This is a genomic window from Pseudomonas corni (assembly GCF_057128765.1).
Genome location: NZ_JBSKHW010000001.1, coordinates 29,940 through 53,326, shown reverse-complemented (window position 1 = coordinate 53,326; position 23,387 = coordinate 29,940). Strand labels below are relative to the sequence as shown.

General features: G+C 57.6%; 17 protein-coding genes. 7 read left to right on the top strand and 10 right to left on the bottom strand.

The features are described from left to right. Positions 1 to 154: 154 nt before the first annotated feature. A complete protein-coding gene (locus ACWKV9_RS00190; protein ID WP_483834704.1) occupies positions 155 to 2,710 on the bottom strand; it encodes a PepSY domain-containing protein in 2,556 nt (851 codons plus the stop codon). A gap of 421 nt (positions 2,711 to 3,131) precedes the next feature. Then, entirely contained in the window at positions 3,132 to 5,381 is a 2,250-nt protein-coding gene (locus ACWKV9_RS00185; RefSeq protein WP_483834086.1) for a TonB-dependent receptor, read from the bottom strand. 219 nt (positions 5,382 to 5,600) lie between these two features. Between ACWKV9_RS00185 and ACWKV9_RS00180 the strand changes: the two genes are divergently transcribed. The 5 genes from ACWKV9_RS00180 (at position 5,601) to ACWKV9_RS00160 (ending at position 10,426) form a co-directional block, all read left to right on the top strand. Next, entirely contained in the window at positions 5,601 to 6,281 is a 681-nt protein-coding gene (locus ACWKV9_RS00180) for a Fe2+-dependent dioxygenase (protein WP_483834085.1), read from the top strand. Position 6,282: 1 nt separating this feature from the next. Beyond that, positions 6,283 to 7,077, top strand: coding sequence for a tetratricopeptide repeat protein (locus tag ACWKV9_RS00175; protein ID WP_483834084.1), 795 nt, complete (start codon positions 6,283 to 6,285; stop codon positions 7,075 to 7,077). Between the two features lie 287 nt (positions 7,078 to 7,364). Further along, complete coding sequence (locus tag ACWKV9_RS00170) at positions 7,365 to 8,555, top strand: alpha-xenorhabdolysin family binary toxin subunit A (protein WP_483834083.1); 1,191 nt, start codon at positions 7,365 to 7,367, stop codon at positions 8,553 to 8,555. Positions 8,556 to 8,725: 170 nt separating this feature from the next. After that, positions 8,726 to 9,550: an alpha-xenorhabdolysin family binary toxin subunit B gene (locus ACWKV9_RS00165; protein ID WP_483834082.1), complete on the top strand. Its 825-nt coding sequence runs from the start codon at positions 8,726 to 8,728 to the stop codon at positions 9,548 to 9,550. Between the two features lie 66 nt (positions 9,551 to 9,616). Beyond that, positions 9,617 to 10,426 (top strand): hypothetical protein, encoded by an 810-nt coding sequence (locus ACWKV9_RS00160; protein ID WP_483834081.1) that lies wholly within the window; start codon positions 9,617 to 9,619, stop codon positions 10,424 to 10,426. Between the two features lie 80 nt (positions 10,427 to 10,506). Here the strand turns inward: ACWKV9_RS00160 and ACWKV9_RS00155 are convergent, their stop codons facing one another. From ACWKV9_RS00155 to ACWKV9_RS00135, 5 genes are all read right to left on the bottom strand, one after another. Beyond that, a complete protein-coding gene (locus ACWKV9_RS00155) occupies positions 10,507 to 11,670 on the bottom strand; it encodes a type III PLP-dependent enzyme (protein ID WP_483834080.1) in 1,164 nt (387 codons plus the stop codon). Between the two features lie 473 nt (positions 11,671 to 12,143). Next, positions 12,144 to 13,313, bottom strand: coding sequence for an osmoprotectant ABC transporter ATP-binding protein OsmV (locus ACWKV9_RS00150; protein WP_483834703.1), 1,170 nt, complete (start codon positions 13,311 to 13,313; stop codon positions 12,144 to 12,146). 11 nt (positions 13,314 to 13,324) lie between these two features. Beyond that, a complete protein-coding gene (locus ACWKV9_RS00145) occupies positions 13,325 to 13,978 on the bottom strand; it encodes an ABC transporter permease (RefSeq protein WP_483834079.1) in 654 nt (217 codons plus the stop codon). Continuing rightward, the gene (locus ACWKV9_RS00140; RefSeq protein WP_483834078.1) at positions 13,975 to 14,925 is read right to left on the bottom strand and encodes a glycine betaine ABC transporter substrate-binding protein; all 951 of its coding nucleotides are present in this window, start codon (positions 14,923 to 14,925) and stop codon (positions 13,975 to 13,977) included. Before ACWKV9_RS00140 ends, ACWKV9_RS00145 begins: the two co-directional genes overlap by 4 nt. Before the next feature lie 26 nt (positions 14,926 to 14,951). Then, a complete protein-coding gene (locus ACWKV9_RS00135; RefSeq protein ID WP_483834077.1) occupies positions 14,952 to 15,665 on the bottom strand; it encodes an ABC transporter permease in 714 nt (237 codons plus the stop codon). Between the two features lie 322 nt (positions 15,666 to 15,987). Between ACWKV9_RS00135 and ACWKV9_RS00130 the strand changes: the two genes are divergently transcribed. Further along, the gene (locus tag ACWKV9_RS00130) at positions 15,988 to 17,571 is read left to right on the top strand and encodes a peptide chain release factor 3 (RefSeq protein ID WP_483834076.1); all 1,584 of its coding nucleotides are present in this window, start codon (positions 15,988 to 15,990) and stop codon (positions 17,569 to 17,571) included. A gap of 630 nt (positions 17,572 to 18,201) precedes the next feature. Here ACWKV9_RS00130 and ggt read toward each other — a convergent pair. From ggt to ACWKV9_RS00115, 3 genes are all read right to left on the bottom strand, one after another. Continuing rightward, positions 18,202 to 19,869, bottom strand: a complete 1,668-nt coding sequence (ggt, locus tag ACWKV9_RS00125; RefSeq protein ID WP_483834075.1) for a gamma-glutamyltransferase — start codon at positions 19,867 to 19,869, stop codon at positions 18,202 to 18,204. Between the two features lie 190 nt (positions 19,870 to 20,059). Next, positions 20,060 to 20,959, bottom strand: a complete 900-nt coding sequence (locus tag ACWKV9_RS00120; RefSeq protein WP_483834074.1) for an NAD-dependent epimerase/dehydratase family protein — start codon at positions 20,957 to 20,959, stop codon at positions 20,060 to 20,062. Positions 20,960 to 21,159: 200 nt separating this feature from the next. Then, positions 21,160 to 22,119, bottom strand: a complete 960-nt coding sequence (locus ACWKV9_RS00115) for a DMT family transporter (protein ID WP_483834073.1) — start codon at positions 22,117 to 22,119, stop codon at positions 21,160 to 21,162. Between the two features lie 110 nt (positions 22,120 to 22,229). Between ACWKV9_RS00115 and ACWKV9_RS00110 the strand changes: the two genes are divergently transcribed. Next, entirely contained in the window at positions 22,230 to 23,114 is an 885-nt protein-coding gene (locus tag ACWKV9_RS00110; RefSeq protein WP_483834072.1) for a LysR family transcriptional regulator, read from the top strand. The last annotated feature ends 273 nt before the right edge of the window (positions 23,115 to 23,387 follow it).

Here is a 23,387-nt window from a genome sequence, read left to right as displayed (position 1 = left end):
CCGTGTCACCCGCACTAGCTCTACCGATATCAGCAACACCCGAGATAATGGATATCCACCCAATGTTTCATCGTTAGGTGCATGACTGCTTCGCAGCCAATCGTCAGCAAGCTGGACTCCTACGGCCTCCGGCCAGAAGCGTGGTGCGCTTTAGTCAATAAACATCCCGCCGATAACGCCCCTGCTCGATCAACGCTTCAACGCCATCCTTGCCCAGCAGCGCCTTCAATACCTCGTCCACCCCCGCAGCCATACCTTCCAGACTGCCGCAGATGTAAATCGCCGCACCGTCGTCCAGCCAGCGATGCAGCTCATCCGCCGCTTCACGCAGCCGATCCTGAACGTAGACTTTCTCGGCCTGATCCCGCGAAAACGCCAGATCCATGCGTTCGACATCGCCCGTCATCAACCAGCCTTGCAGCTCTGCACCGCAGTGGAAGTCATGGGCCAGATTGCGCTCGCCAAACAACAGCCAATTACGCTGTTGACCCTGAGCGATACGAGCCTTGAGCAGGCTGCGCAACCCCGCAAGCCCGGTGCCGTTGCCGATCAGAATCAACGGCACCGGGTCGGCTGGCAGATGAAAACTACTGTTGCGACGCACCTTGACGCTGATCAAATCGCCCTGCGCCGCATGCTCCGTCAACCATCCCGACCCTAATCCGAGCGATCCATCGGGATGTAACTCCTGACGGACAATGAGTTCTAGCGAGTGATCCTCAGGGATCGAGGCGATTGAGTACTCGCGCATTGCCAGCGGGACCAATGCATCAACCAATGCCTGGGCATGCAGGCCGACCAAATGTCCACGGCTCGGTGGTAACTGGCGCGATGCCAAGGCTTGGCTCAGGGTTTCCTGCAAGCCATCGACGGAAACTTGGGTGTCCGACGGGATGCCCATGCCGGTGAGGAATTGATTAACCGCAGCGCCGCTGTTGCGCGGCAAGATTTCCACCAGATCACCCGCCTCCCAGCCAGAAGCGTCGGGTGGAGTCAGGCCCAGCAGAAACACCTTGGAACCGGCACTGCCCGGGTTGAGCCATTCACGTCTGGTCAAGGTCCAGCTACCAAACGCCGGAGCCTGCCAAGTGGTGAGTGGCACGCTGCCGGTCAGTTGCCCCAATTGCTGTTGCCACTGATGCAGGGCAGCACTGTCGCCGCTGTCCACTTCCACAGGAGCAAACAGCGTGCTGCCGCCACGGGAGGCCAGCCAGCCGTGCAAACGCAGGGCGAAACCGCAGAAGTCTTGATATTGCCGGTCGCCAAGGGCCAGGACGGCGTAGTTCAAGTTGCTCAACGAGAGCGGTTTGCCAAGCACTTTGCGCTCAAAACCTCGAGCGCTGTCTGGCGCTTCGCCGTCGCCAAATGTGCTGACGACAAACAGTGCGTTGTGGCTGCTGTTGAGGTCTTGCTCGGTGATGTCGCCAAGGCGCTGCACCTTCACCGGCATTCCCGCAGACTGCAACTGCCCGGCGGTTTGCCATGCCAGCTGTTCGGCAAAACCACTCTGGCTGGCAAAGCCGATCAACCACGCAGGGCTCGTCTCGTTCCCATCGACCAGCAAAACACCGCCGCGGGCATTGCGCACTTCGCGCTTCTTGCGACGGCGATCCAGATAGAGTAACCAACCGGTGATGAAGAACAGGGGCATCAGCAGCGCAGCGACAGTGATCACGATGCGCCCGATCAGGCCGAAATAGCTGCCGGTGTGCAGGGCGTAATTGCTGACGAGCAGCTGCGAACCGAGGCCTTTTTCGTTGTAGCGTGAGACCGACTTGAGTTGGCCGGTGGCGGGATCGAGGGTGATCTGGTTCAGCGCACGAGGGTGCGGCGCATCTTTGAGCAGGTAGAAAACCTGGCCGGGCTGCCCAGCTGCGGGTGGCAGGCGCAGGTTGTACGCCTTGAGCCCGGGTCCGGCAGTTTTCTGGATGGTGTTCCAAATCGCTACATAATCCACAACCAGCGGCGCAGCATCAGGCGTCGGTTGGCCACCGGGGCGACCTCGCCCACCGCCTTCGCCACGGCGCTGTTCTCCCGCTGTGGGTGCATCGCCGATAAGTTTGGTCATGCCGTTGCTGAACCAGTCGTAGGACCACATCAGACCGGTAGTCGCCAGTAGCAGGTAAACCACCAGGCACCAAGTGCCAAATACCGAGTGCAGGTCCCAATTGAAACTGCGTCCCTTCTTCGCCCAGTCCAGCGTGAGCCAGACGCGCCAGTTGAGCGCCTTGCGCGGCCAGCGCAGATAAAGACCCGAGAGGCAGAAGAACACCAGGATCAGGGTGCAGGCGGCCGTCACTTGCTTGCCGTATTCCCCCGCCGCCAGAAAGCGGTGCAGTTGCAGGATGAAGCCGAAAACCTCCTGCCCCGTCGCGTCGGGTTTCAGTTCACCAGTGTAGGGGTCGAAATTGCGCATTGGCCCGCGACGCTCGCCCGGCGCGGGCTTGAACCAGACCTGGGCGGCTTTGTCGCCGTCGACCTCGATGCGCAGCATGGCGACGGTGTCATTGGCTTGCGCTTCGATCTTGCGCACCAGTTCGACCGGTGGCAGTTGAGCGTCAAGCGGCTGCACGAACAGCGCCGTGGGGTTGATCGCGTCGAGGATTTCGTCTTCGAACGAATACAACGCCCCGGTGATGCCCATCAGCGCCAGGACCAGCCCCGCTGTGATGCCAAAGAACCAGTGAACTTGAAACAGGACTTTCTTCAACACCCTCGACCACCTCAATAACCGTTGCGCGCGAAGTATGCGCTGAACGGAAAGGATTCTCATCTGTGTATCGTTCTGGATACCGTACTAACTGCTCGCGAATGAATTCGCTCCTACAGGCACGGATGCGAACCCGGATTTGTAGGAGCGAACTTGTTAGCGAGACGCCCGTATCGGCGCCACACATCCAGCGCCTGTTCCACCGATTCGCGAATGAATTCGCTCCTACAGATAAACGCGGCAGCAACGCAGAACCTGTAGGAGCGCGCTTGCCCGCGAAAAATCTGCCAGGCGACACACATCCTTCGGATGTACCGCCCTATCGCGGGCAAGCGCGCTCCTACACATGATCTCCACACACCCCCGCTCACACAAAAGCCCCACTCACCATCGGCAAGCAGGGCTTTGCGGTTTCCGCTGTTTAGAAGTGGAAACTGGCACTCATCAGCGCGGTACGGCCTGCGGCCATGTGTGCGTAATGGGTGGTGAACACCTGATCGTAATAACGTTTGTCGGTCAGGTTTTGCACGTTCAATTGCAGGTCAACATTCTTGGTCAGCGCGTAAGTCGCCATCGCGTCATAGCGCCAGTACGACGGCACTTCCACCGAGTTGGCTTCGTTGCCGAAACGCGAATCGACGAAGGTGGCGCCGCCACCCACGGTCAGCTTGGGCATCAGGTCATACGTGGACCAGAAGTTGAAGCTGTTGCGCGGCGTGCTTGGCATGTGATTGCCTTCGTCGGCCTTGCTGGTGGCTTTGACGATCTCGCTTTCCATGTAGGTGTAGCCGCCGTAGACCTTCCACTTGCTGGTGATCTTGCCGGTGTAGGTGAACTCGAAACCGTCCACACGCTGCTCGCCATCAAGCACCTGGAACGTGGTGTTGTCCGGGTCGTTGATGCGCGCATTGGTCTTTTCGGTGCGGAACAGCGCAGCAGTCAGCGACAGGTCGTCGTTGAAGAAGTCCCACTTGGTGCCCAACTCGTAGTTGCGGTTCTTTTCCGGATCGAGATCGCTGTTGTTGGCGGCGATCTCCAGACCGCCGTTACCGCTGGTTTCACCCGATGGGTTGCTGGACGTCGACCAGGCCGCGTAGATGCTGCCGTTTGGCAGTGGCTTGTAGACCAGGCCAACCTGGTAGTTCCACAGCTGGCTGGTGTTCTGGCGGTCGAAGTCTCCGGCCACCGCACCACGGCCACCGGTGCTGTAACCGCTGGAACGTACGTCGTAATCGTCATAGCGCAGGCCCAGGTTCAGGGACCATTGCTCGTTGAACTTCAGGGTGTCGAACACGTACGCGGCGCTGGTTTTGGTGTCCGTGTCGGTGTAAGCCAGGCTGTCGGTGATGGTGCCGTTCCATGGGTCTTTCGGCGACGGGTTGTAAAGGCTGGTGCAATCGCCAGAGCGCAGCAATGCCGCATTACAGACCGAACCGATGGCGCCGCCGGTTGCGCTAAGCACGTTGTAGCCACGGTTGTGAGTGTCTTGATAGGAGAACTCGATCCCGGTCACCAGACTGTGCTCAATGAAGGCCGTGTTGAACTTGGCGGTCAGGTCGGTCTGGTTGACGAAGCCGCTGGAGGTGGAGTTGCGGCTCTTGGCCGAGCGCGACACAAGACCATTAGCCACGTTGCCACGGCTGTCATCCGGGTTGGTGACGACGTAATCCAGGGTCGAACGCGACATGCGGAAGCTGTTGGACAGCGTCAGGTTGTCGTTCAGGTCGTGCTCGATCCGGAACGTGCCGCTGTCGTTAACGCTCTTGCGGTAATCGCGATCGGTCAGGCCGTAGAAATTGTTTTCGTTAACGTGGGCCGGCTTGTCGACGATGTACTTGCTGCGTCCGGTAGTGCTGGTCAGCGGGATACCGTAGTCCGGCATATCGTCGGTTTTCAGGTGGTAGTAATCGACTTTCACCCGAGTGTCCGTGCCCAGGCCGAAGGCAAAGGACGGCGCGAAGCCCCAACGGCTGTTGTCGACATCGTTACGACCGGCGACATTGGAGTCGTGCTTCATCAGGTTCAGACGCACTGCCGAGGTGTCGGTCATCTGCTGGTTGACGTCCAGGGTATAGCGCTGGGTCTGGTCGGAACCGAAGGTGTAGCCGCCGCTATAAGCGTCACCCAGATGAGCGCCCTTGGTGATCAGGTTAAGGCTGCCGCCAGTGGAGCCAGCGCCCGTGAACGCCGAGCCTGGGCCTTTGCTGACTTCGACGGATTCGACGTTGAAGATCTCGCGGCTTTGCGCGGCAACATCGCGCATGCCATCGATGAACACGTCACTTTCGGCGTTGAAACCGCGAATGATGGGACGGTCAGCGTTTGGATTACCGCCCTCGCCCGCACCAAAGGTAATGCCCGGCGTGGTGCGCAGCGCATCGGCCAGACTGGTGGCGGCGGTGTCGCGAATCACTTGTTGCGGTATGACGGTCACGCTTTTCGGCGTTTCGCGCAGCGGCGCGGTGTACTTCTCGGACGAAGAGTCGTCGGTCTTGTAGCTGGTTTCAGCTTGTTCGCCAGTGATGCTGGTAGCGCCCAGATTGATCGATTTGTCGTCGCTGCTTTCAGCAGCCTGCGCCAGATGGCCAGCAGACATCGCAGCAATGGCCACACCTACCGCGGAAGCGATGGAGCGCTGTGATTGGGCGGATGATTGTGTTGGGCGCGACATAATTGAATTCCTTCCCCAAGGAGTTGAGGCGGCGGAATATAGGGTAAACAGGTATTCGTAACAATTGCGAAAGATTGTTATTCGCGACAAATTTACATTCTTTACATTTCCCTATCACATATTTTTCACTTTCATCCGGTTATGCCCGCTGCGCCGTTTTACACAGCCAATAAGAATCACTACCATTCGCTACATCCCGCTTCCTACAGGCCACATCTCATGCTCCTACATATCCCCGGCCTGTTTTCCCGTGAGGAAGTGGTGCGTATCCGCCACGCGCTGGAGCAAACGGACTGGGCAGACGGCAAGCTGACAGCGGGCTTTCAATCGGCCAAAGCCAAGCACAACCTGCAGTTGCCTGAGGGCCACCCGTTGGCGGTGGAGATCGGCGCGGCGATGCTGGAACGGCTATGGAAGAACCCGCTGTTCATGTCAGCTGCGCTGCCACACAAGATTTTTCCTCCGTTACTGAACTGTTACACGGCTGGGGGCAGCTTTGATTTTCACATCGATAACGCCGTTCGCCAGTCCAAAAGCAGCGTTGAACGTGTGCGCACCGATCTGTCGTCCACGCTGTTTTTCAGTGACCCGGATGACTACGACGGCGGCGAGCTGGAAATCCAGGACACCTTCGGCACCCGCGCCATCAAACTGCCGGCCGGAGATTTGCTGCTTTACCCCGCCACCAGTCTGCACAAGGTCAACGCGGTCACGCGGGGTGCCCGGTTTGCTTCCTTCTTCTGGACGCAGAGCCTGGTGCGCGAGGACAGCCAGCGCGCGCTGCTGTTCGAGATGGATAACGCGATCCAGCAACTGACCCGCGACGTGCCCGATCATCCGTCCTTGATCCAACTCACCGGCACCTATCACAACTTGTTGCGCCGCTGGGTCGAGGTCTGACATGACCTGGAAACTGCGCCGCGAAGAAGTGCTCGACGGCGAGCAGCTGCGAATGATGCTCAGTGAAAACCCGGCGCGCGCGGCGCAGGCAATACTCGTCGCCGCAAAAGCGCAAATCATCGATGCCCAGGCATTGCTCGGCCAGATATTGCTGGACGGAAACGGTATCGAACGTGACCCGGCGCTGGCCGTTATCTGGTTTCAGATCGCGGCGCAAAACGGTCACGCGATGGCTGCGAACATGCTTGGCCGTTGCCATGAGCATGGGTGGGGTTGCAGCGCAGATGCCACACTCGCCGCGAAGTACTATCGGCAGGCGGCAAATAGCGGGCTCGATTGGGGTCTGTACAACTTGGGCAATCTACTGGCAACGGGCCGTGGCGTTGCTGAAGATCAGGCTGGTGCCCTAGCCTGCTATCGCCGCGGCGCCGAAATGGGCCATGGGAAATCGATGAATCTGTTAGGCCGGTATCTGGAAGAGGGTTTGGTCTGCGAGCAAGACTTACCCTCAGCGTACATCTGGTATCGGCGCTCGGCCGAGGCTGGAGATTTCAGGGGCCAATTCAGCTACGCCAGCGTGTTGGCCGATCAGGGGCGGATCGAAGAAGCCTTGTTGTGGCTCAACACCGCGTTAAGTATCGGCAATCTCAACTTTTTGCGTGTCAGCCGCCAAACGCTCTTGTCAGCCACCCAAAGTGAGTTGCGCGCTCTGGCGGTCGAGTATTTCAAGCGTGCCGCCGAGCTGGGTGATGAATACGATAAACGTGAATACGCCAGACTTTTTAAAACCGACTGATACCGATAAGTTTCTGAATTGAGCTCAACGTCGTGCAGACTTTGACTCAGGATTGGATAACTTAATATTTCACGCAAATGGGTTCATCCCGCAGATCCGGGCACTTCAGCTCCCAGCAATAATTGGCATTAGAAACCTCCTACATCTTCAGACCGTCTTTCCTATTTGACGCTCCGCAGACTGCAACTTACTCTTTTCGACGTGCAGAACTGCAAAGCAATGCTGCCCAACACCGAGATAAAGTTTCTCAACTATGTAAATTCCGAATCATTAAAGGATTAATGATCATGCAATTTAACAATCTTATTATCGCCGAAGCAGCCGCAGAGGAGCCGTTGTCACTGTTTACCAAGTCCATCGCGGACTCGGATGAAACTCGAGACACCGGCCTGATTTTAACCAAGGAACAAGTTAAACATCTCAAGCGATATGAAATGGCGGGACTGGCGCTTCCCGTTGACATCGACGACGTCATCGCTTATCTGGGCTACGAAACAGGTGCAGGAAAAGGATTGGAAGCCACCGACTTTCAGCGCTCGTTTCAGCTGATTCATGACCACGCCGGCCAATGGAATCCACTGCGCACGGACCTGCTAACGGTAAGTGACAGACTGCAAACCTTTGCCGTCTCGATGCAGGTGAATGGCAAAAGCATGACCGAAGTTTTCGATGACATCAAAGCTCTTGGCCTCATCGAGAAATACGATATTAAAACGCTTGCTGACTTACGTCGCGTTGAGATGGAACTGGGCACCAAGTTTCCGGACATCGAAAAGATCGATCGCGAGGACATTGGTTACTACCTGGACCAAATCCTCGGGAAAGTGCGTGAGCGGGAAGCTGAGGCCAACACGATAAAACAGCGACTGGATAAGTTTGGCAAAGAGCTTGCAAACAAGGTCATTCCTGAAATAAAACTGAAGCTCGCAACTATCGACAACAATTCATTAGGCAGTGAAATCAAATCACTGCAAACAAAAATTGATGCCCGCGCCAAAGACATTGAAGAAAAGAACAAAGAATACAAACAACTTGTAAAAGAGGCCATTGGCGGTGTCACCTCCGGTTTGATCTTCGTCATTTACGTCAGTGTGCAGGCCGAAAAAATTCGCAAGGAACGCAATCAATTGCGCCAGCGACAAGACGCCGACATTGCGCTCATGGAATCCAAGAGCCGAATTCTGGCATCGCTTAACCGAGTACGCGCAGATTTTCAGGATCTGGACCTTCTGGTTATCGACGCGGACATCGCGACCAAGAATCTCATCACTGTATGGAACACGCTGAGCACCTTTATCGCGGCTTCCAGCGAAGAGATCAAAGGAATCAACGACGGGCTCAGCCTTCGTCGTTTCAAGAATCAATTCAATCTGGTTGTAGCCCCATGGGCAACCATCGAAAAAGACGCTAAGGCCCTGCAAGCCGTTTTCGCACAGGCAGACGCCGAGTTTAGAGAAGAATACGGAGTTAAAAAATGAATAACGTTACTCGATTCCCTTCGTTCATCGAATACCCTGATCTGGATACTTCAATCCTTCGCCAGTCTGCTGGCGATGCGGGTCAGGCCGGCGTTGAAGTCCGCCGATTGTTTATTCAGACCGATTACCTTCCCAGTCTGCATTCCCGAGTTATCGGCGTGGATGACGCCATGCGCGACGCAGTGTTTAAACTCAGGGAAGTGGCCTTGTCCACAAATACAAAACTACTGATCAATACCAAAACCCTGAAGGAATATCAGGTGGAACTCGCCAGCGCCGGGGATACGGACAGACAGGAGATTCTGGAAGATATTGGCAGTCAGGCTGAAAAAGTCCTGAAAGTCGTAAGCCAGGGTCACACCACGCTTCAACAGTTACTGGTCCCTATGACGCAACCCATCGACCGGGTCGCCACCCGTCAGTACCTCGTGCAACTGGAGGCTGAGCAGCAACGCCTGCCAGTGGAAATTCTGGAAATTCAGGAGCGCATGACGGCCTTGGAGCAAAAGCGCCAGACACTGACTGAAGCCATGGCCCTTATCGAAGGCAAAAGCTTCGCGCAGGTCGGTAAGGACACGATGCTCAATGCTCAGGAAATCGCCAAACTGGGCATGGCTGGCCCCGAAGTCGCCGTGGTTGAGAAGGCTATCGAACTGGCCCAGCAAGTGATGGAAAGGCTGGAATCCCTGATCAACTATTTTGGACTGATGGACGCTCGCAACGCGATCCGCAAACAAATGGACGATTTGCTTGCGCTTACTTACGACAAAACCGTTGAACTACGCATTTGCGGCATGAAAAGGGATTTTATCGCCGCCTGTCATAGCTTTGATGATCATCGCGATCTCTACATCGCGCAGTTCAGGAAAATCATCGCGGCAAAACAATCCTTCATCGACGTGTATCGCTCTGCCGAGACGACGGACGAATCCACCGTCTCGGAACTCGTTTCCGACGCTCTTGCACTGTCGGGCTATCTGAAAGTGTTGGCCTGATCATTGGGAGCAACGCCGGGGCAGAGCACATCGATGCTAGACCCCGGCTTTTTCTAGAAGAAAACTATGACCGGAACATTTATTACTCAACGTCAGTTTGATGACATTGACGCCTGCATGGCATTTATCGAAACGACGCCGGGCGTAGTGGGTGAATTTACCCGGGCTGCCGAGCTAGGCAACAAATTCGGCGTTACGCGGCCGCCTACCACAGAGATGAGGGAGGGAGCGAGTCAAGCCAGATTTTGGAAACTTAAAACTGACCCAGGCTTTTACCGGCTCATGACCGGGCATCTTAAGGAAATTGCAAGCTTCACCCAGTATCTTGACTCATACATTCCAACGTTATCAGCGGTCGAAAAGAGGGGCCCGGTCTCCCGCTTGAGCGGTTTGGTTGTACCGGCATATCTTTATCCCGCAACCGGCACCGAGCCGATAAAAAACTGCCTCCAGCTGCTGCAATACCATCAGAGATGGGTGTGCGTGTTTTCTGAAATTTCCCGTGTCAGTACCTCCGGGCACCAAGAGGTACGCCAGGGCATTTATAAGGTACTTCCCAGGGTTTTCGACTTTATGTCAGTGCATTTGCATCACGCCAATGCCAAATGTCCTAAACCGCCACGCATAGAGTCCGCGCGCAAGCTGTTGCACACCACCCGGTATCATTATTTTGCAGGTATGGGGGCAACGGCCAATTTTCTGACCCAGCATGAACGGATCAATTACCTGCTGGCAAAGGCCAGTGAAAGTTTTGCTGGCATGGAGAAGGTTGCAACGTTGGCCAGACTGGCTACAGGTATGAAACTGATAATGGTCGAACTGGATGAAGTACAGCGCCTAGGCAAGGAGATAGTGGTACTCAGGACCGGCGAGTAGCCACGCCGGACAAACTCAGTATTGGCACACATAAAAAAGCCCGCGATCACTCGCGGGCTTTTTGTATCACCGCAACAGCTTTAGACGTAGAACGACTTGAGCGGCGGGAAGCCGTTGAACTCAACCGCGCTATAGCTGGTTGTATAAGCGCCGGTAGACAGCCAGTAAAGGCGGTCACCGATAGCGAGGTTCAGCGGCAGGCCATACTTGTAGTTCTCGTACATGATGTCGGCGCTGTCGCAAGTCGGGCCGGCGATGACCACTTCTTCGACTTCGCCTTTCTTCTCGGTCCAGATCGGAAACTTGATGGCTTCGTCCATGGTTTCGATCAGGCCGGAGAACTTGCCAACGTCCGTGTACACCCAACGCTCGACGGCGGTACGCGACTTGCGCGACACCAGCACCACTTCGCTGACCAGAATGCCGGCGTTGGCGATCAACGAACGGCCCGGCTCCAGAATGATTTCCGGCAGGTCATCACCGAAGTCCTCTTTCAGATAGCGAATGATTTCTTCAGCGTAGGTTTCCAGGCTGTTGGTGCGGGTGATGTAGTTGGCCGGGAAGCCGCCACCCATGTTTATCAGCTTGAGAACGATGCCGTCTTCTTCTTTCAGACGCTCGAAGATGACCTTCACTTTCGCGATCGCGGCGTCCCAGACGCTGATGTCGCGCTGTTGCGAGCCGACGTGGAAGGAGATGCCGTAAGGCACCAGACCCAGCTCACGGGCGAGGATCAGCAGGTCCATGGCCATGTCGGTCTGACAGCCGAATTTGCGCGACAAAGGCCAGTCAGCCGTCGTCGAGCCTTCGGTGAGGATACGTACGTAGACTTTCGAACCCGGCGCAGCCTTGGCAATGTTGCGCAGGTCGGCTTCGGAGTCGGTGGAAAACAGACGCACGCCCTTCTCGTAGAAGTAGCGGATGTCCTTGGATTTCTTGATGGTGTTGCCGTAGCTGATGCGATCCGGGCTGACGCCTTGGTTCATCACTTTGTCCAGCTCATAGATAGAGGCGATATCGAAGCTGGAGCCTTTTTCCTTGAGCAGGTCAATGATTTCAACAGCCGGGTTGGCTTTGACGGCGTAGTAGATCTTGGCGAATTCGAAGCCTGCACGCAGGTCATCGTAGGCCTTGCTGATCATCGCGGTGTCGATGACCACGAATGGGGTTTCTTGCTTGTCGGCAAACGCCTTCATTTTATCGAAGGTGGTTTTTTCGAAATAGTCTTCGACCTGGATCGACATGCTGGGAACTCCTGTTGGCAAACTGAAATTAACAATGGGTGCAAATGAACGTCCTCCGTGTGTATCCCCACTTTGGTTCGCCTACTTCCCAAGGCATGTCCGCCGAAAGCAAAAAAGGCCATGGAGAGCGACGCTTCCTTGGCCTTGCTGTCTCGTCGTCAGTACTTGAGCCGGATGGATCGTTTCCAGCTTGGACGTTCGGCGCGAACTGTAGGACTTGAGAGGCTTGAGATCAACAAAAAATGTCGCCATTTCGCCCGTTTTTGCCGGACGGGCATTTGCGTCTCGGGATGCACCCTGTAGTAACCGACCGATGTGACAGGGTGATGTTCCCGGTGATAGCCATTGTCGGAGTTATCAACAGCCCTTGTAGGAGCGCGCTTGCCCGCGAACGCGGTTTCTCAGCCGGCATATTTATCAATGACACCCCCCGATCGCGGGCAAGCGCGCTCCTACAAAGAGTCAGCGCCAAATCAAACCGAAGCAGCCTGCTCCGCCACTTCCGCTGGCGAGACGATACTTGTCTTCATCCCGCGCGACTGACCGGAGCTGAGATAGGCCGCAATCGACTCTTGCGTGACTTCACCCAGGAACACGTTTTCAGCATCCAGCACCGGCAGCCACGAGCGGTTGAACTCGTACATGCGCGACAGCAGGATGCGCAGGTGTTCGTCGTAGGCGGCGGTGGCGTTGAACGGGCGCAGGTATTGCTCGCACGTACCCGCCTGGCGATGCAGGTCGCGGCGGCGCACATAGCCCATGGCTTTGTTTTCGCTGTCGGTGACGACTACATAACGGCGGTCGTTTTCGTCCATGATTTCCAGCGCATCGGCGACCGGCGTCTCAGGGCTGACGGACGGCGCGTTGTCGGCGGCGTCTTCGGCTTTGACCAGCAGCAGGCGTTTGAGCGTGCTGTCCTGACCGACAAAGCTACTGACGAAATCGTCTGCCGGGTGTGCCAACAGGGTGTCCGGGTGATCGATCTGCAGCAGTTTGCCCGCGCGGAAGATCGCAATCTTGTCGCCCAGCTTGATGGCTTCGTCGATGTCGTGGCTGACCATGATCACGGTCTTGTTCAGCGCGCGCTGCATTTCGAAGAATTCGTTCTGGATCATCTCGCGGTTGATCGGGTCGACCGCGCCAAATGGCTCATCCATCAGCAGCAACGGCGCATCGGCCGCCAACGCGCGGATCACGCCAATACGCTGTTGCTGGCCGCCGGACAATTCACGCGGGTAGCGATGCAGATACTGCTTGGGCTCCAGCTTGATCATGCTCATCAGTTCGCGCGCACGGTCGTGGCACTTCTGCTTGTCCCAGCCGAGCAGTTTCGGCACGACCACGATGTTCTCCTCGATGGTCATATTGGGGAACAGACCGATCTGCTGGATCACGTAACCGATACCACGGCGCAGCTCGACTTCGTCCATGCCGGTGGTGTCTTCGCCGTTGATCAGGATCTTGCCGGAGGTCGGCATGATCAGGCGGTTGATCATTTTCAGCGTGGTGCTTTTGCCGCAACCCGACGGACCAAGGAAGACGCAAATCTCGCCTTCATTGACGGTCAGGCTCACTGAATCCACAGCTTTGACTTCTTTGCCGTTACTTTGAAAAGTCTTGGTCAGGTTTTGCAGTTCGATCATTTGCTTGGCAATCATTTCAGTAATCCTTTTGGAGTCAGCGAGCGTTGCAGCCATTGCAGGAACAGGTCGGCGATGATCGCCAACACACTGACCAGCACGGCGCCGACGATCAACATCGACATATCGCTACGACTGATGGAAGCAAGAATGAGAACGCCCAGACCACCGGCACCGATGGTCGCGGCGATGGTCATGACGCCGATGTTCATGACCACGGCGGTACGCACACCGGCCAGGATCACCGGCACGGCAATCGGCAGCTCCACCATGCGCAAGCGCTGGGAGAAAGTCATGCCGATGCCTTTGGCGGCTTCGCGAATGCCGGGCTCGACGCCGGTCAGGGCCAGATAGGTGTTTCGCATGATCGGCAGCAGTGAATAGAGAAACACGGCAGTGATCGCTGGCATCGGGCCCAGGCCCTGACCGAACTTGGAATAAAACGGCAACAGCAGCCCGAACAAGGCAATCGACGGGATCGTCAGCAGTACGGTAGCGCTGGCCTGCAGAGGACCGGCGAGAGTCGGGAAGCGCGTCATCAACACGCCCAATGGCACGCCGACGATAATTGCCAATGACACCGCGATACCCACCAGCGTGATGTGCTGCAGGGTCAGGTGAAACACCTGATTCCAATCGATGTGGGAGAAAGTGCTGAGAAAATTCATGGCTTTTCCTCCGGTTTCAGCGGCGCGTCATCCGCGCTCGGATTGATCGGATGGGCCCGCAGGAATTCCGCGGCCACGGCGGCCGGGCTTTCGTGATCAACATCGATACGCGCGTTCAAAGCGATCATTGTCTGGTTATCCAGCAGATCGGCGAGCGGCTTGAGCTGCGCAGCCAGTTGCGGGTGCTTGTCCAGATATTCTTTGCGGATCACTGGCGCTGCGGTGTAGTCCGGGAAGTAGTGCTTGTCGTCTTGCAGCACCTTCAATTTGAAGGCGTTCAAACGACCGTCAGTGGTGTAAACCAGCCCGGCGAACACTTGGCCGTTGCGCAGGGCGGTGTAGACCAGTCCGGCGTCCATCTGACGGGTGTTCTCGCGGTTCAGGTTCATGTCGTAGTGCTTGACCATCCCCACCAGACCGTCAGAACGGTTGGCGAATTCGGTGTCCAGCGCAACGATGTGGCCCTTCTTCGCTTCATCCTTGAGCACCACGGTCAGGTCGGACATGGTGTTGATCTGCGGGTACTGCCGGGCGACTTTGTCCGGCAACGCCAGGGCGTAGGTGTTGTTGAACTTGGACGGCGAGAGCCAGACCAGGCCCTTTTTGGCGTCCAGCTCTTTAACGCGCTGATAGGTCTGCTCGCTGTCGAGCTTTTCATCAACGTGGTTGTAAGCCACCAGCGAGACACCGGTGTATTCCCAGAGCATGTCCAACTGGCCGGATTCCTGCGCACTGCGCGCAAGGTTACTGCCCAAGCCGCCCGTAATCTGAACCTGATAACCCTTGTCGCGCAGGTATTGCGCAGTGAGTTCGGCGAGCATGGTCTGCTCGGTGAACACCCGCGCGCCGATGCGCAGCAAGGGGCGCTCGGCGGAGGTTTCTGCTGCCTGGACGAATCCGGTCAGCAACAGGCTCACGCCCGCTATAAATGTGCATAACTTCTTCATTGAAATTCCTTTCACTGCACGGCAGCTCAACGAGCCAGGCCGCGTTCCAGCCAGATACGACTGCCCAATGTCACCAGGCCGTCGAGCAGCAGCGCGAGCAAGGCGGTACATGCCGCGCCCAGCAGCAATTGCGGCTGATTGTTCAGGGCGATGCCGGGGAAGATCAGGCTGCCCAGGCTGTTGGCGCCGATCAGGAAGGCCAGCGGCGCGGTGCCGACGTTGATCGCCAGTGCGACGCGCACGCCACCGATCATGATCGGCACGGCGTTGGGCAGCTCAACCCGCCACAGCACCTGACGCGGTGTCATGCCGATGCCGGTGGCGGCTTCCTTGAGAGAACCCTGAACGTTTTTCAGGCCTTCGTAGGTGTTGCGCACGATGGGCAACAATGAGGCGAGAAACAGCGCGAAGATGGCCGGACCGCTGCCGATGCCGAGAATACCCAGCGCAATGGCCAGTACAGCGAGAGGCGGGATGGTGTTGCCAATGTTGAAGATCTGCATGAAGCGTTCAGCGCGGTGAACCATGCTCGGCCGACTCAGCAAAATGCCAGTCGGGATACCGACCACCAGCGCCGCCAACATTGAGGCCAGCACCAGCACCAGATGCGCTTGCAGGTAAAACAGCAGATCGTCTTGATACTGCTTGAACGTGTCGATGCCGATCCAGTGGACCAGCAGGGCCAGGAGCACGATCGTAATCGCGCCTCCCAATAGCCCCTTGCCATAGCGATTAGCCACAGGCGGACTCCTTATTTCAGTCGGCGAACGCGTCGCGCCTGACTGACCCTTTCAGGTAGCCGTGCGAACGTTCGCGAAGAGCAGCGGGTGGGTCGCCGGTTAGGCGATTTCACAAGCCATGAGCGCAGCTTCGTCAAGCTAACTTGCTGATTTAGCAGGCCTCGACAAGCTTGATTGCGAGGGAGTGGACGTCTCCACGACCGCAAAGGTTCCCACGTGAGACACCATCTGGCCACCCTTTATCGACTGAACGGTTCGGTTATTACCTTTGTTTGGGCTATAATCGCCGCCCTTTTTTGAATCACCTCTCGGGCGATTTCCCATGACCAGACAGGCCGCCGAAGTCGCGAAACGCCGCACTTTTGCCATCATTTCTCACCCGGATGCGGGCAAGACCACCATCACCGAAAAACTGTTGTTGATGGGCAAGGCCATTGCCGTGGCCGGTACGGTGAAATCCCGTAAGTCCGACCGCCATGCGACATCCGACTGGATGGAAATGGAGAAACAACGTGGTATTTCCATCACCACGTCGGTCATGCAGTTCCCCTATCGCGATCACATGATCAACCTGCTCGACACCCCGGGCCACGAAGACTTTTCCGAAGACACCTATCGCACCCTGACCGCCGTCGACTCGGCGCTGATGGTGCTCGATGGCGGTAAAGGCGTTGAGCCGCGGACCATTGCGCTGATGGACGTCTGCCGTCTGCGTGACACGCCGATTGTCAGCTTCATCAACAAGCTGGACCGGGACATTCGTGACCCGATCGAGTTGCTGGACGAGATCGAAGCCGTCCTGAAAATCAAAGCCGCGCCTATCACCTGGCCGATTGGCTGCTACCGCGATTTCAAGGGCGTTTACCACCTGGCCGACGATTACATCATCGTCTACACCGCAGGCCACGGGCATGAACGCACTGACGTCAAGATTATCCAGAAGCTGGATTCGGACGAAGCCCGCGAGCATCTGGGTGACGAGTACGATCGATTCGTCGATCAACTGGAACTGGTTCAAGGCGCTTGCCATGAGTTCAACCAGCAGGAGTTTCTCGACGGCCAACTGACCCCGGTGTTCTTTGGTACTGCGCTGGGCAACTTCGGTGTCGACCACGTGCTCGATGCGGTCGTGAACTGGGCGCCGCTGCCGTTGGCCCGCGTTGCCAACGAGCGCACGGTTGAGCCGACCGAAGAAAAGTTTGCAGGCTTCGTGTTCAAGATCCAGGCGAACATGGACCCGAAACACCGCGACCGGATTGCGTTCATGCGCATCTGTTCGGGCAAGTACGACAAGGGCATGAAAATGCGCCATGTGCGTACCGGCAAGGACGTGCGGATTGGCGACGCCCTGACGTTCTTCTCCTCGGAGCGTGAGCAACTGGAAGAAGCGTACGCCGGGGACATCATCGGTTTGCACAACCACGGCACGATCCAGATCGGCGACACCTTCACCGAAGGCGAAGCACTGGGTTTCACCGGGATTCCGCACTTTGCGCCAGAGCTGTTCCGTCGTGTGCGCCTGAAGGACCCACTCAAGTCCAAGCAGCTGCGTCAGGGCCTGCAACAGCTGGCCGAAGAAGGCGCCACGCAGGTGTTCTTCCCCCAGCGCAGCAACGACATCATTCTCGGTGCCGTCGGTGTGCTGCAGTTCGATGTGGTCGCCAGTCGCTTGAAGGAAGAATACAAGGTCGAATGCGCCTACGAGCCGATCACTGTCTATTCAGCGCGCTGGATCGATTGCCCGGACAAGAAGAAGCTTGAGGAATTCGAGAACAAGGCCGTGGAAAACCTGGCAGTGGACGGCGGCGGTCACCTGACCTACCTCGCCCCGACCCGCGTCAACCTGGCCCTGATGGAAGAGCGCTGGCCGGACGTGAAATTCCGCGCGACGCGCGAGCATCATTAAGGCGTTTATCGCCTGACTGACCGCCATCGCGAGCAAGCTCCCTCCTATAGGATCACATGTCTGCCACCGCATCGGCGGGCATATGCAATACCTGTAGGAGCGCGCTTGCCCGCGATGAGGCCGGTACATCCCGCTACATCTCCAACGCCTGAAACATCGCTTTCGCGGGCAAGCGCGCTCCTACAGATCATCGGCACGCCAATCAATCGGCGGCATATGCAAAACCTGTGGGAGCGGACCTGTCCGCGATGAGGCCGGTACATCCCGCCACATCTCCAACGCCTGAAACATCGCTTTCGCGGGCAAGCGCGCTCCTACACATCACATGCACGCCAATCAATCGGCGGGCATATGCAATACCTGTAGGAGCGCGCTTGCCCGCGATGAGGCCGGGACATCCCGCTACATCTCCAACGCCTGAAACATCGCTTTCGCGGGCAAGCGCGCTCCTACAAGTCATCGGCACGCCAATCAATCGGCGGCATATGCAAAACCTGTGGGAGCGGACCTGTCCGCGATATAGGGGCAGATACATTCTCTACATATTCATCGCCTGACAGATTGTATTCGCGGACAGGTCCGCTCCCACGGGACAGTCTCGGCAGGCTGATCCGCGTCAGATCCTCAAGCTCACTTCACCACCATCCCCACTCCCCGCCCACGCGGATCGGACGCGGTTTCGACTTTCGCGCCGTCAATCTTGATCGCCTGCACGTTGCCCATCGACCAGCCCTGCTCCTTCAGCGTGTAGCCCATCGCTTTCAGTTCATCAGCCACCGGAGCAGCGAGCGGTGCGAAGTTTTCGGTGTAGATCGTGTCTTTGGGCAACAACTGGTGATGCACGCGCCCCGCCGCCACGGCGTCTTTGAGCGGCATGTGCAGGTCATAGATATTGTTCAGCACCTGAAACACGGTAGTGAAAATCCGCGAGCCACCCGGCGTGCCCAACACCAGTGTCACCTGCCCGTCCCGCGTTACCAGGCTTGGGCTCATCGACGACAACATGCGCTTGCCGGGCGCAATCGCATTGGCCTCTCCACCTACCACGCCAAACGTATTGGCTACGCCCGGCTTGGCGCTGAAATCGTCCATCTCGTCGTTCATCAAGAAGCCGGCGCCCTTGACCACCACGCCGCTGCCGTAATCCCAGTTCAGCGTGTAGGTGTTGCTGACCGCGTTCCCTTTGGAGTCGACAATGGAGAAGTGTGTGGTCTGGTGCGATTCAAGCCCGGCCTTGATGTTTTCAGTGGGTGAAATCGCTGTCGGGTTGACCTCATGGGCGCGCTTGACGAGGTAGGCGTGGTCAGTCAATTGATTGACCGGCGCAACGGAAAAATCCGGATCGCCCAGGTAATTGGCGCGATCAGCAAACACGCGCTTCTCGATTTCGGCCAGCAGGTGAACGTAGCGCGCGGAATTAAGCGGCACACCTTTAAAGTCATCCGCCAGCTCTTCCTTGATACCGATCAACTGCGCCAACGCCACGCCGCCCGAGCTTGGCAGCGGCGCGGTGTAGAGCGTGTTGCCCTGCCAGTTGACGTGCAGCGGCTTGCGCCATTGAGCTTTGTAATCCTGCAGGTCCTGCTTGGTGATCAGGCCGTTGTCACGCTGCATCTGCGCGACCAGCAAGTCAGCGGTCTGCCCTTGATAAAACTCGTTGGCGCCCTTGTTGGCGATGCGTTCCAGGGTTTTGGCCAGTTCTGGCTGACGAAACAGCTCCCCGGCTTTCATGCTGGCGAAGTAGTCACCGAAGTTGGTCTTGCCATCGAGCTGCTTGATCGACTCGGCGCTGTATTGGTATTGCTTGTCGGCCACTTTGAAGCCGTTCTTTGCGTAACCGATGGCCGGGGTGAGCAGCTCGGACCAAGGCAATTTGCCGAACTTCTGATGCGCCTCCCACATGCCCATCACGGTGCCAGGCACGCCTGAAGCGCGGGCGCCGATCAGGCTCATGCCTTTGATGACCTCGCCTTTGTCGTCCAGATACATGTCGCGGCTGGCGGCTTTGGGCGCGGTTTCGCGGTAGTCGAGAAAGTAGGGTTTGCCGTTCATGAACAAGGTCATGAAACCGCCGCCGCCGATGTTGCCGGCTTCCGGGTAGGTCACGGCGAGGGTGAAGGCCGTGGCGACGGCGGCATCGACCGCGTTGCCGCCTTTCTTGAGAATCTGTGCGGCGACGTCTGCGCCATATCGGTCGGGCGACGCAACGGCACCGCCCTCCAGCGCGACGGCAAATACCGGTGTACTGGCGGCAAAAATGACCGACAGCGCGAGGGTCTTGAGCATAACGACTCGCATGAGGCTTCCTTAATGGCGTGGTGCGATAGCACTCTGGTGGCGTAGCGCGACAGCATCGTACGCGCGTGCTGTATGGCTGCTGTCTGAATGCTGAAGAAGAGTAACGTCAAGCGCTGCCATTAATGATGAAACCGGCCACAAACGCAAACGGCCACCCGAAGGTGGCCGCTATCCCGTTGAGGAACGCGGATCAGGCTTTGATCATGTCGTGCTTGATCCAGTCGATTACCGACGTGCGCTTCGGCACCCAACCCAGCAGCTCGCGAGCGTTCTTGCCGCGCACCCGACTGTTGGAACCCAGACCGTAGTTGGCCATTTCATAGCCCCACTCGGCTTCGGCATCCTTCAGCGGCCAGTCCTCTGATTTGCCCAGACCCAGCGCCTCGGCCATGGCGTTGGTCATGTCGACGAACGATGCTTCGCCGCTTTCAACGAAATAGAAGGTGCCTGCAGGGTTCTTCTCCAGCGCCAGCGCGTACAGCTCAACCACGTCTTCGATGAACACATTGGACCAGACGTTTTCGCCGGGGCCTACGTGGCGAACCACACCGCTCTTGCGTGCCTGTTTGAGCAAGCGCGGCAGTTGCACGCTGTCGCGGTCCACGCCCAGGCTCAAGCCGTAGATCAACGTGTTGCAGATCACCGCAGAGCGCACGCCGTCTTTTGCCGAATCGATCACCAGATCATCGATGGCAACGCGGGCTGCTTTGTCGGGGGTCGCAGCAGGCAACTGACCTTCGTAGAACACCTGACCGCCGCCTTTACCGCCGGAGGCATCGCCGACGATGCTCGAACCGCTGGTGTGCAGAAACGGTTTGTTCGAGCCTTTGAGGCCTTCGATCAATGCAACGACTGCGCCGCGATGATCGCTGCTGGCGGCGTTGATCACGCCATCGGACTTGCTCGCCTGCTCGGTCAGCAGTGCGTCGTCTTCAAGCGTGCCGATCACTGGCACGATGCCCAGAGTTTTCATTTCTTCGGCTTGTTCGGCGCTGCGAACCAGACCGGTGACGTGGTGGCCGCGCTGCACAAGGCCGGTCGCGATGGAGCCGCCGATGAAACCTGCGGCGCCGGTGATGAAGATATTCATGGGCTGACTCCCGTTTGATGTAAATGATGGGAGTGAGTATCTGCCGATGATTACTGTCGAAAAAGGCATGCCTGGCCAAATGAATGTTTCGCTCAGATCACGAATAGTCTGCCAACTGTAGGAGCGCGCTTGCCCGCGATGGCGTTGTGTCAGGCAACTAATCAGCCTCTGACAGACCGTAATCGCGGGCAAGCGCGCTCCTACGATTTAGGCGTTGCAAACACCCCCACCCGCTCACGCCGCAGATTCAGCGCCAACACGCTGACCAGCACCACCACCGCCCCGACAATCACCATGGGCGAGGGCAATTCCCCCAGCATCACCGACGCAATCGCAATGGCCATCGGCGGCGTCAGGTACAGGCTCATCGAGGCACGACTCACGTCCATATGATCGAGCACATACGCCCAAGCCAAGTACGCCAGCGCGCTGGGAAACAACCCGAGCACGCCCACCGCCACGTTGACTCGCAGCGGCGCATTGAGCACCTCGCCCAGCAGGCCAGGCAGGTAAATCAGCAGAAAAACGGTACCGGACCAGACCGTGTAACAGACCATGGTCAAGCCGTCGTAGCGATGGGAGTGACGCTTTTGCAGCGAGAAATAAATGCTCCAGGAAAACGCCGCCAGCAGGACCAACAATCCGCGCGCATCAATGTGGCCCAGACCGCGATCGCCAGTTACAACGATGGCCGCACCGATCATGCCCAACAGCACGCAGCCCCAACACCAGGCGCCGACCTTTTCCCTGAACACGAAATGCGCCAACAGCGCGGTGAACAAAGGCGTCGATTGCACCAACACGCTGGAAGCCCCAGCGCTGACACCGGCCTGACCAAAGTTGAGCGCGATGTGGTGCAGACTCACGGCGAAAAACCCAAGCACGCCCAGCAGCGGGACGTCCCGTAAACGCGGCAGGGTGATCTTCATCGACGTGGCAATCAGCGCCATGAACAACGACGCGATCAAAAAGCGCAGCAGCGCCAGATGCCCCGGATCGTAGCCCAGCAATCCAATGCGGATGCCGGTGGGCGAGAATCCCCAGCACGTCACCACGAACAAGGTCGCCAACGTGATTTTCACCCCTGTCGCGCGCTGCGAGGGCTTCGCCTCGACAGTGTCCGGCCCGATTGTCGGTGCAGGGTGGGTCACGGTGTTCATTTCGATGCTCCTTCAGGACGGGACTTATTAATCGTCGTCCTCAGTATCGAAACAACTTATGCTCACCACAACCGAGCAATAATGACCTGACCATTCACTTTTGGTGAGCTATGGAACTGGCACAAATCCGTATGTTCAAGACTGTGTCCGACACCGGCAGCATCGCTCGCGCCGCCGAGGTTCTGCATTGCGTGCCGTCCAACATCACGGCGCGGATCAAGGCGCTGGAGGCAGAATTAGGCGTCGCGCTGTTCTTCCGTCAGGGCCGGGGTTTGCAAATCAGCCCGGCGGGAGAAATCTTCCTGACGTACGCAGGCAAAATGCTGACGTTGGCGGACGAAGCCAAGCGCGCGGTGCATCCGGATGCTGCACCTTCCGGGCCTTTGCGGATCGGCGCAATCGAGTCCTCAGCGACCGCGCGCTTGCCGCGATTGCTCGCCAAATACCACGCCAGATACCCGGACGTGTCGTTGGAGTTGGTCACCGGCACGGGCTTGCAGTTGCTGGACGCCACGCAGAACAACAAATTGGACGGCGCGATTGTCGCCATCGACGTGAAGCGTCCACGGCTCAAGCGCACCAGCATGTACCGGGAAGATTTGGTGTTGATAGCGTCGCAGTCTCTGGGCCCGTTGCGCAGCGCCGCCGATTTGCACGGCAAGTCGATTTTCATGTGGCCCGAAGGGTGTCCCTATCGGGCAGCGCTGGAGCGTTGGCTGATGCAAAACGGCCAGACGCAGCCGATCATCAGCATCGCCAATTACGGCACGATTGTCGGATGTGTCAGCGCCGGGGCTGGTGTTGCGCTGGTGCCCAAGGGCGTATTCGAGCAGTACCGCAAAGGTGCGGGCTGGGTCGGTTACGAATTCCCTGAACTGACCTCAATCGACAACCTGTTTTACTGGCACGAAAACTCCGAACACCACCCGGCGCGCGAGGCGTTTGTGGCGATGCTGCGAGCCGAATTCGAGCCAGCAATCAACACAGACCTGTAGGAGCCAACTTGTTGGCGAGCATGGCAAACGCGGTGTGTCAGCCAAAACGCCTCGCGAACAAGTTCGCTCCTACAGTAACGCCGACATCCAAGCTCCATAAGCGCCTGCGATCAACACGGACCTGTAGGAGCCAACTTGTTGGCGAGTATGGCAAACGCGGTGTGTCAGCCAAAACGCCTCGCGAACAAGTTCGCTCCTACAGTAACGCCGACATCCAAGCTCCATAAGCGCCTGCGATCAACACGGACCTGTAGGAGCCAACTTGTTGGCGAG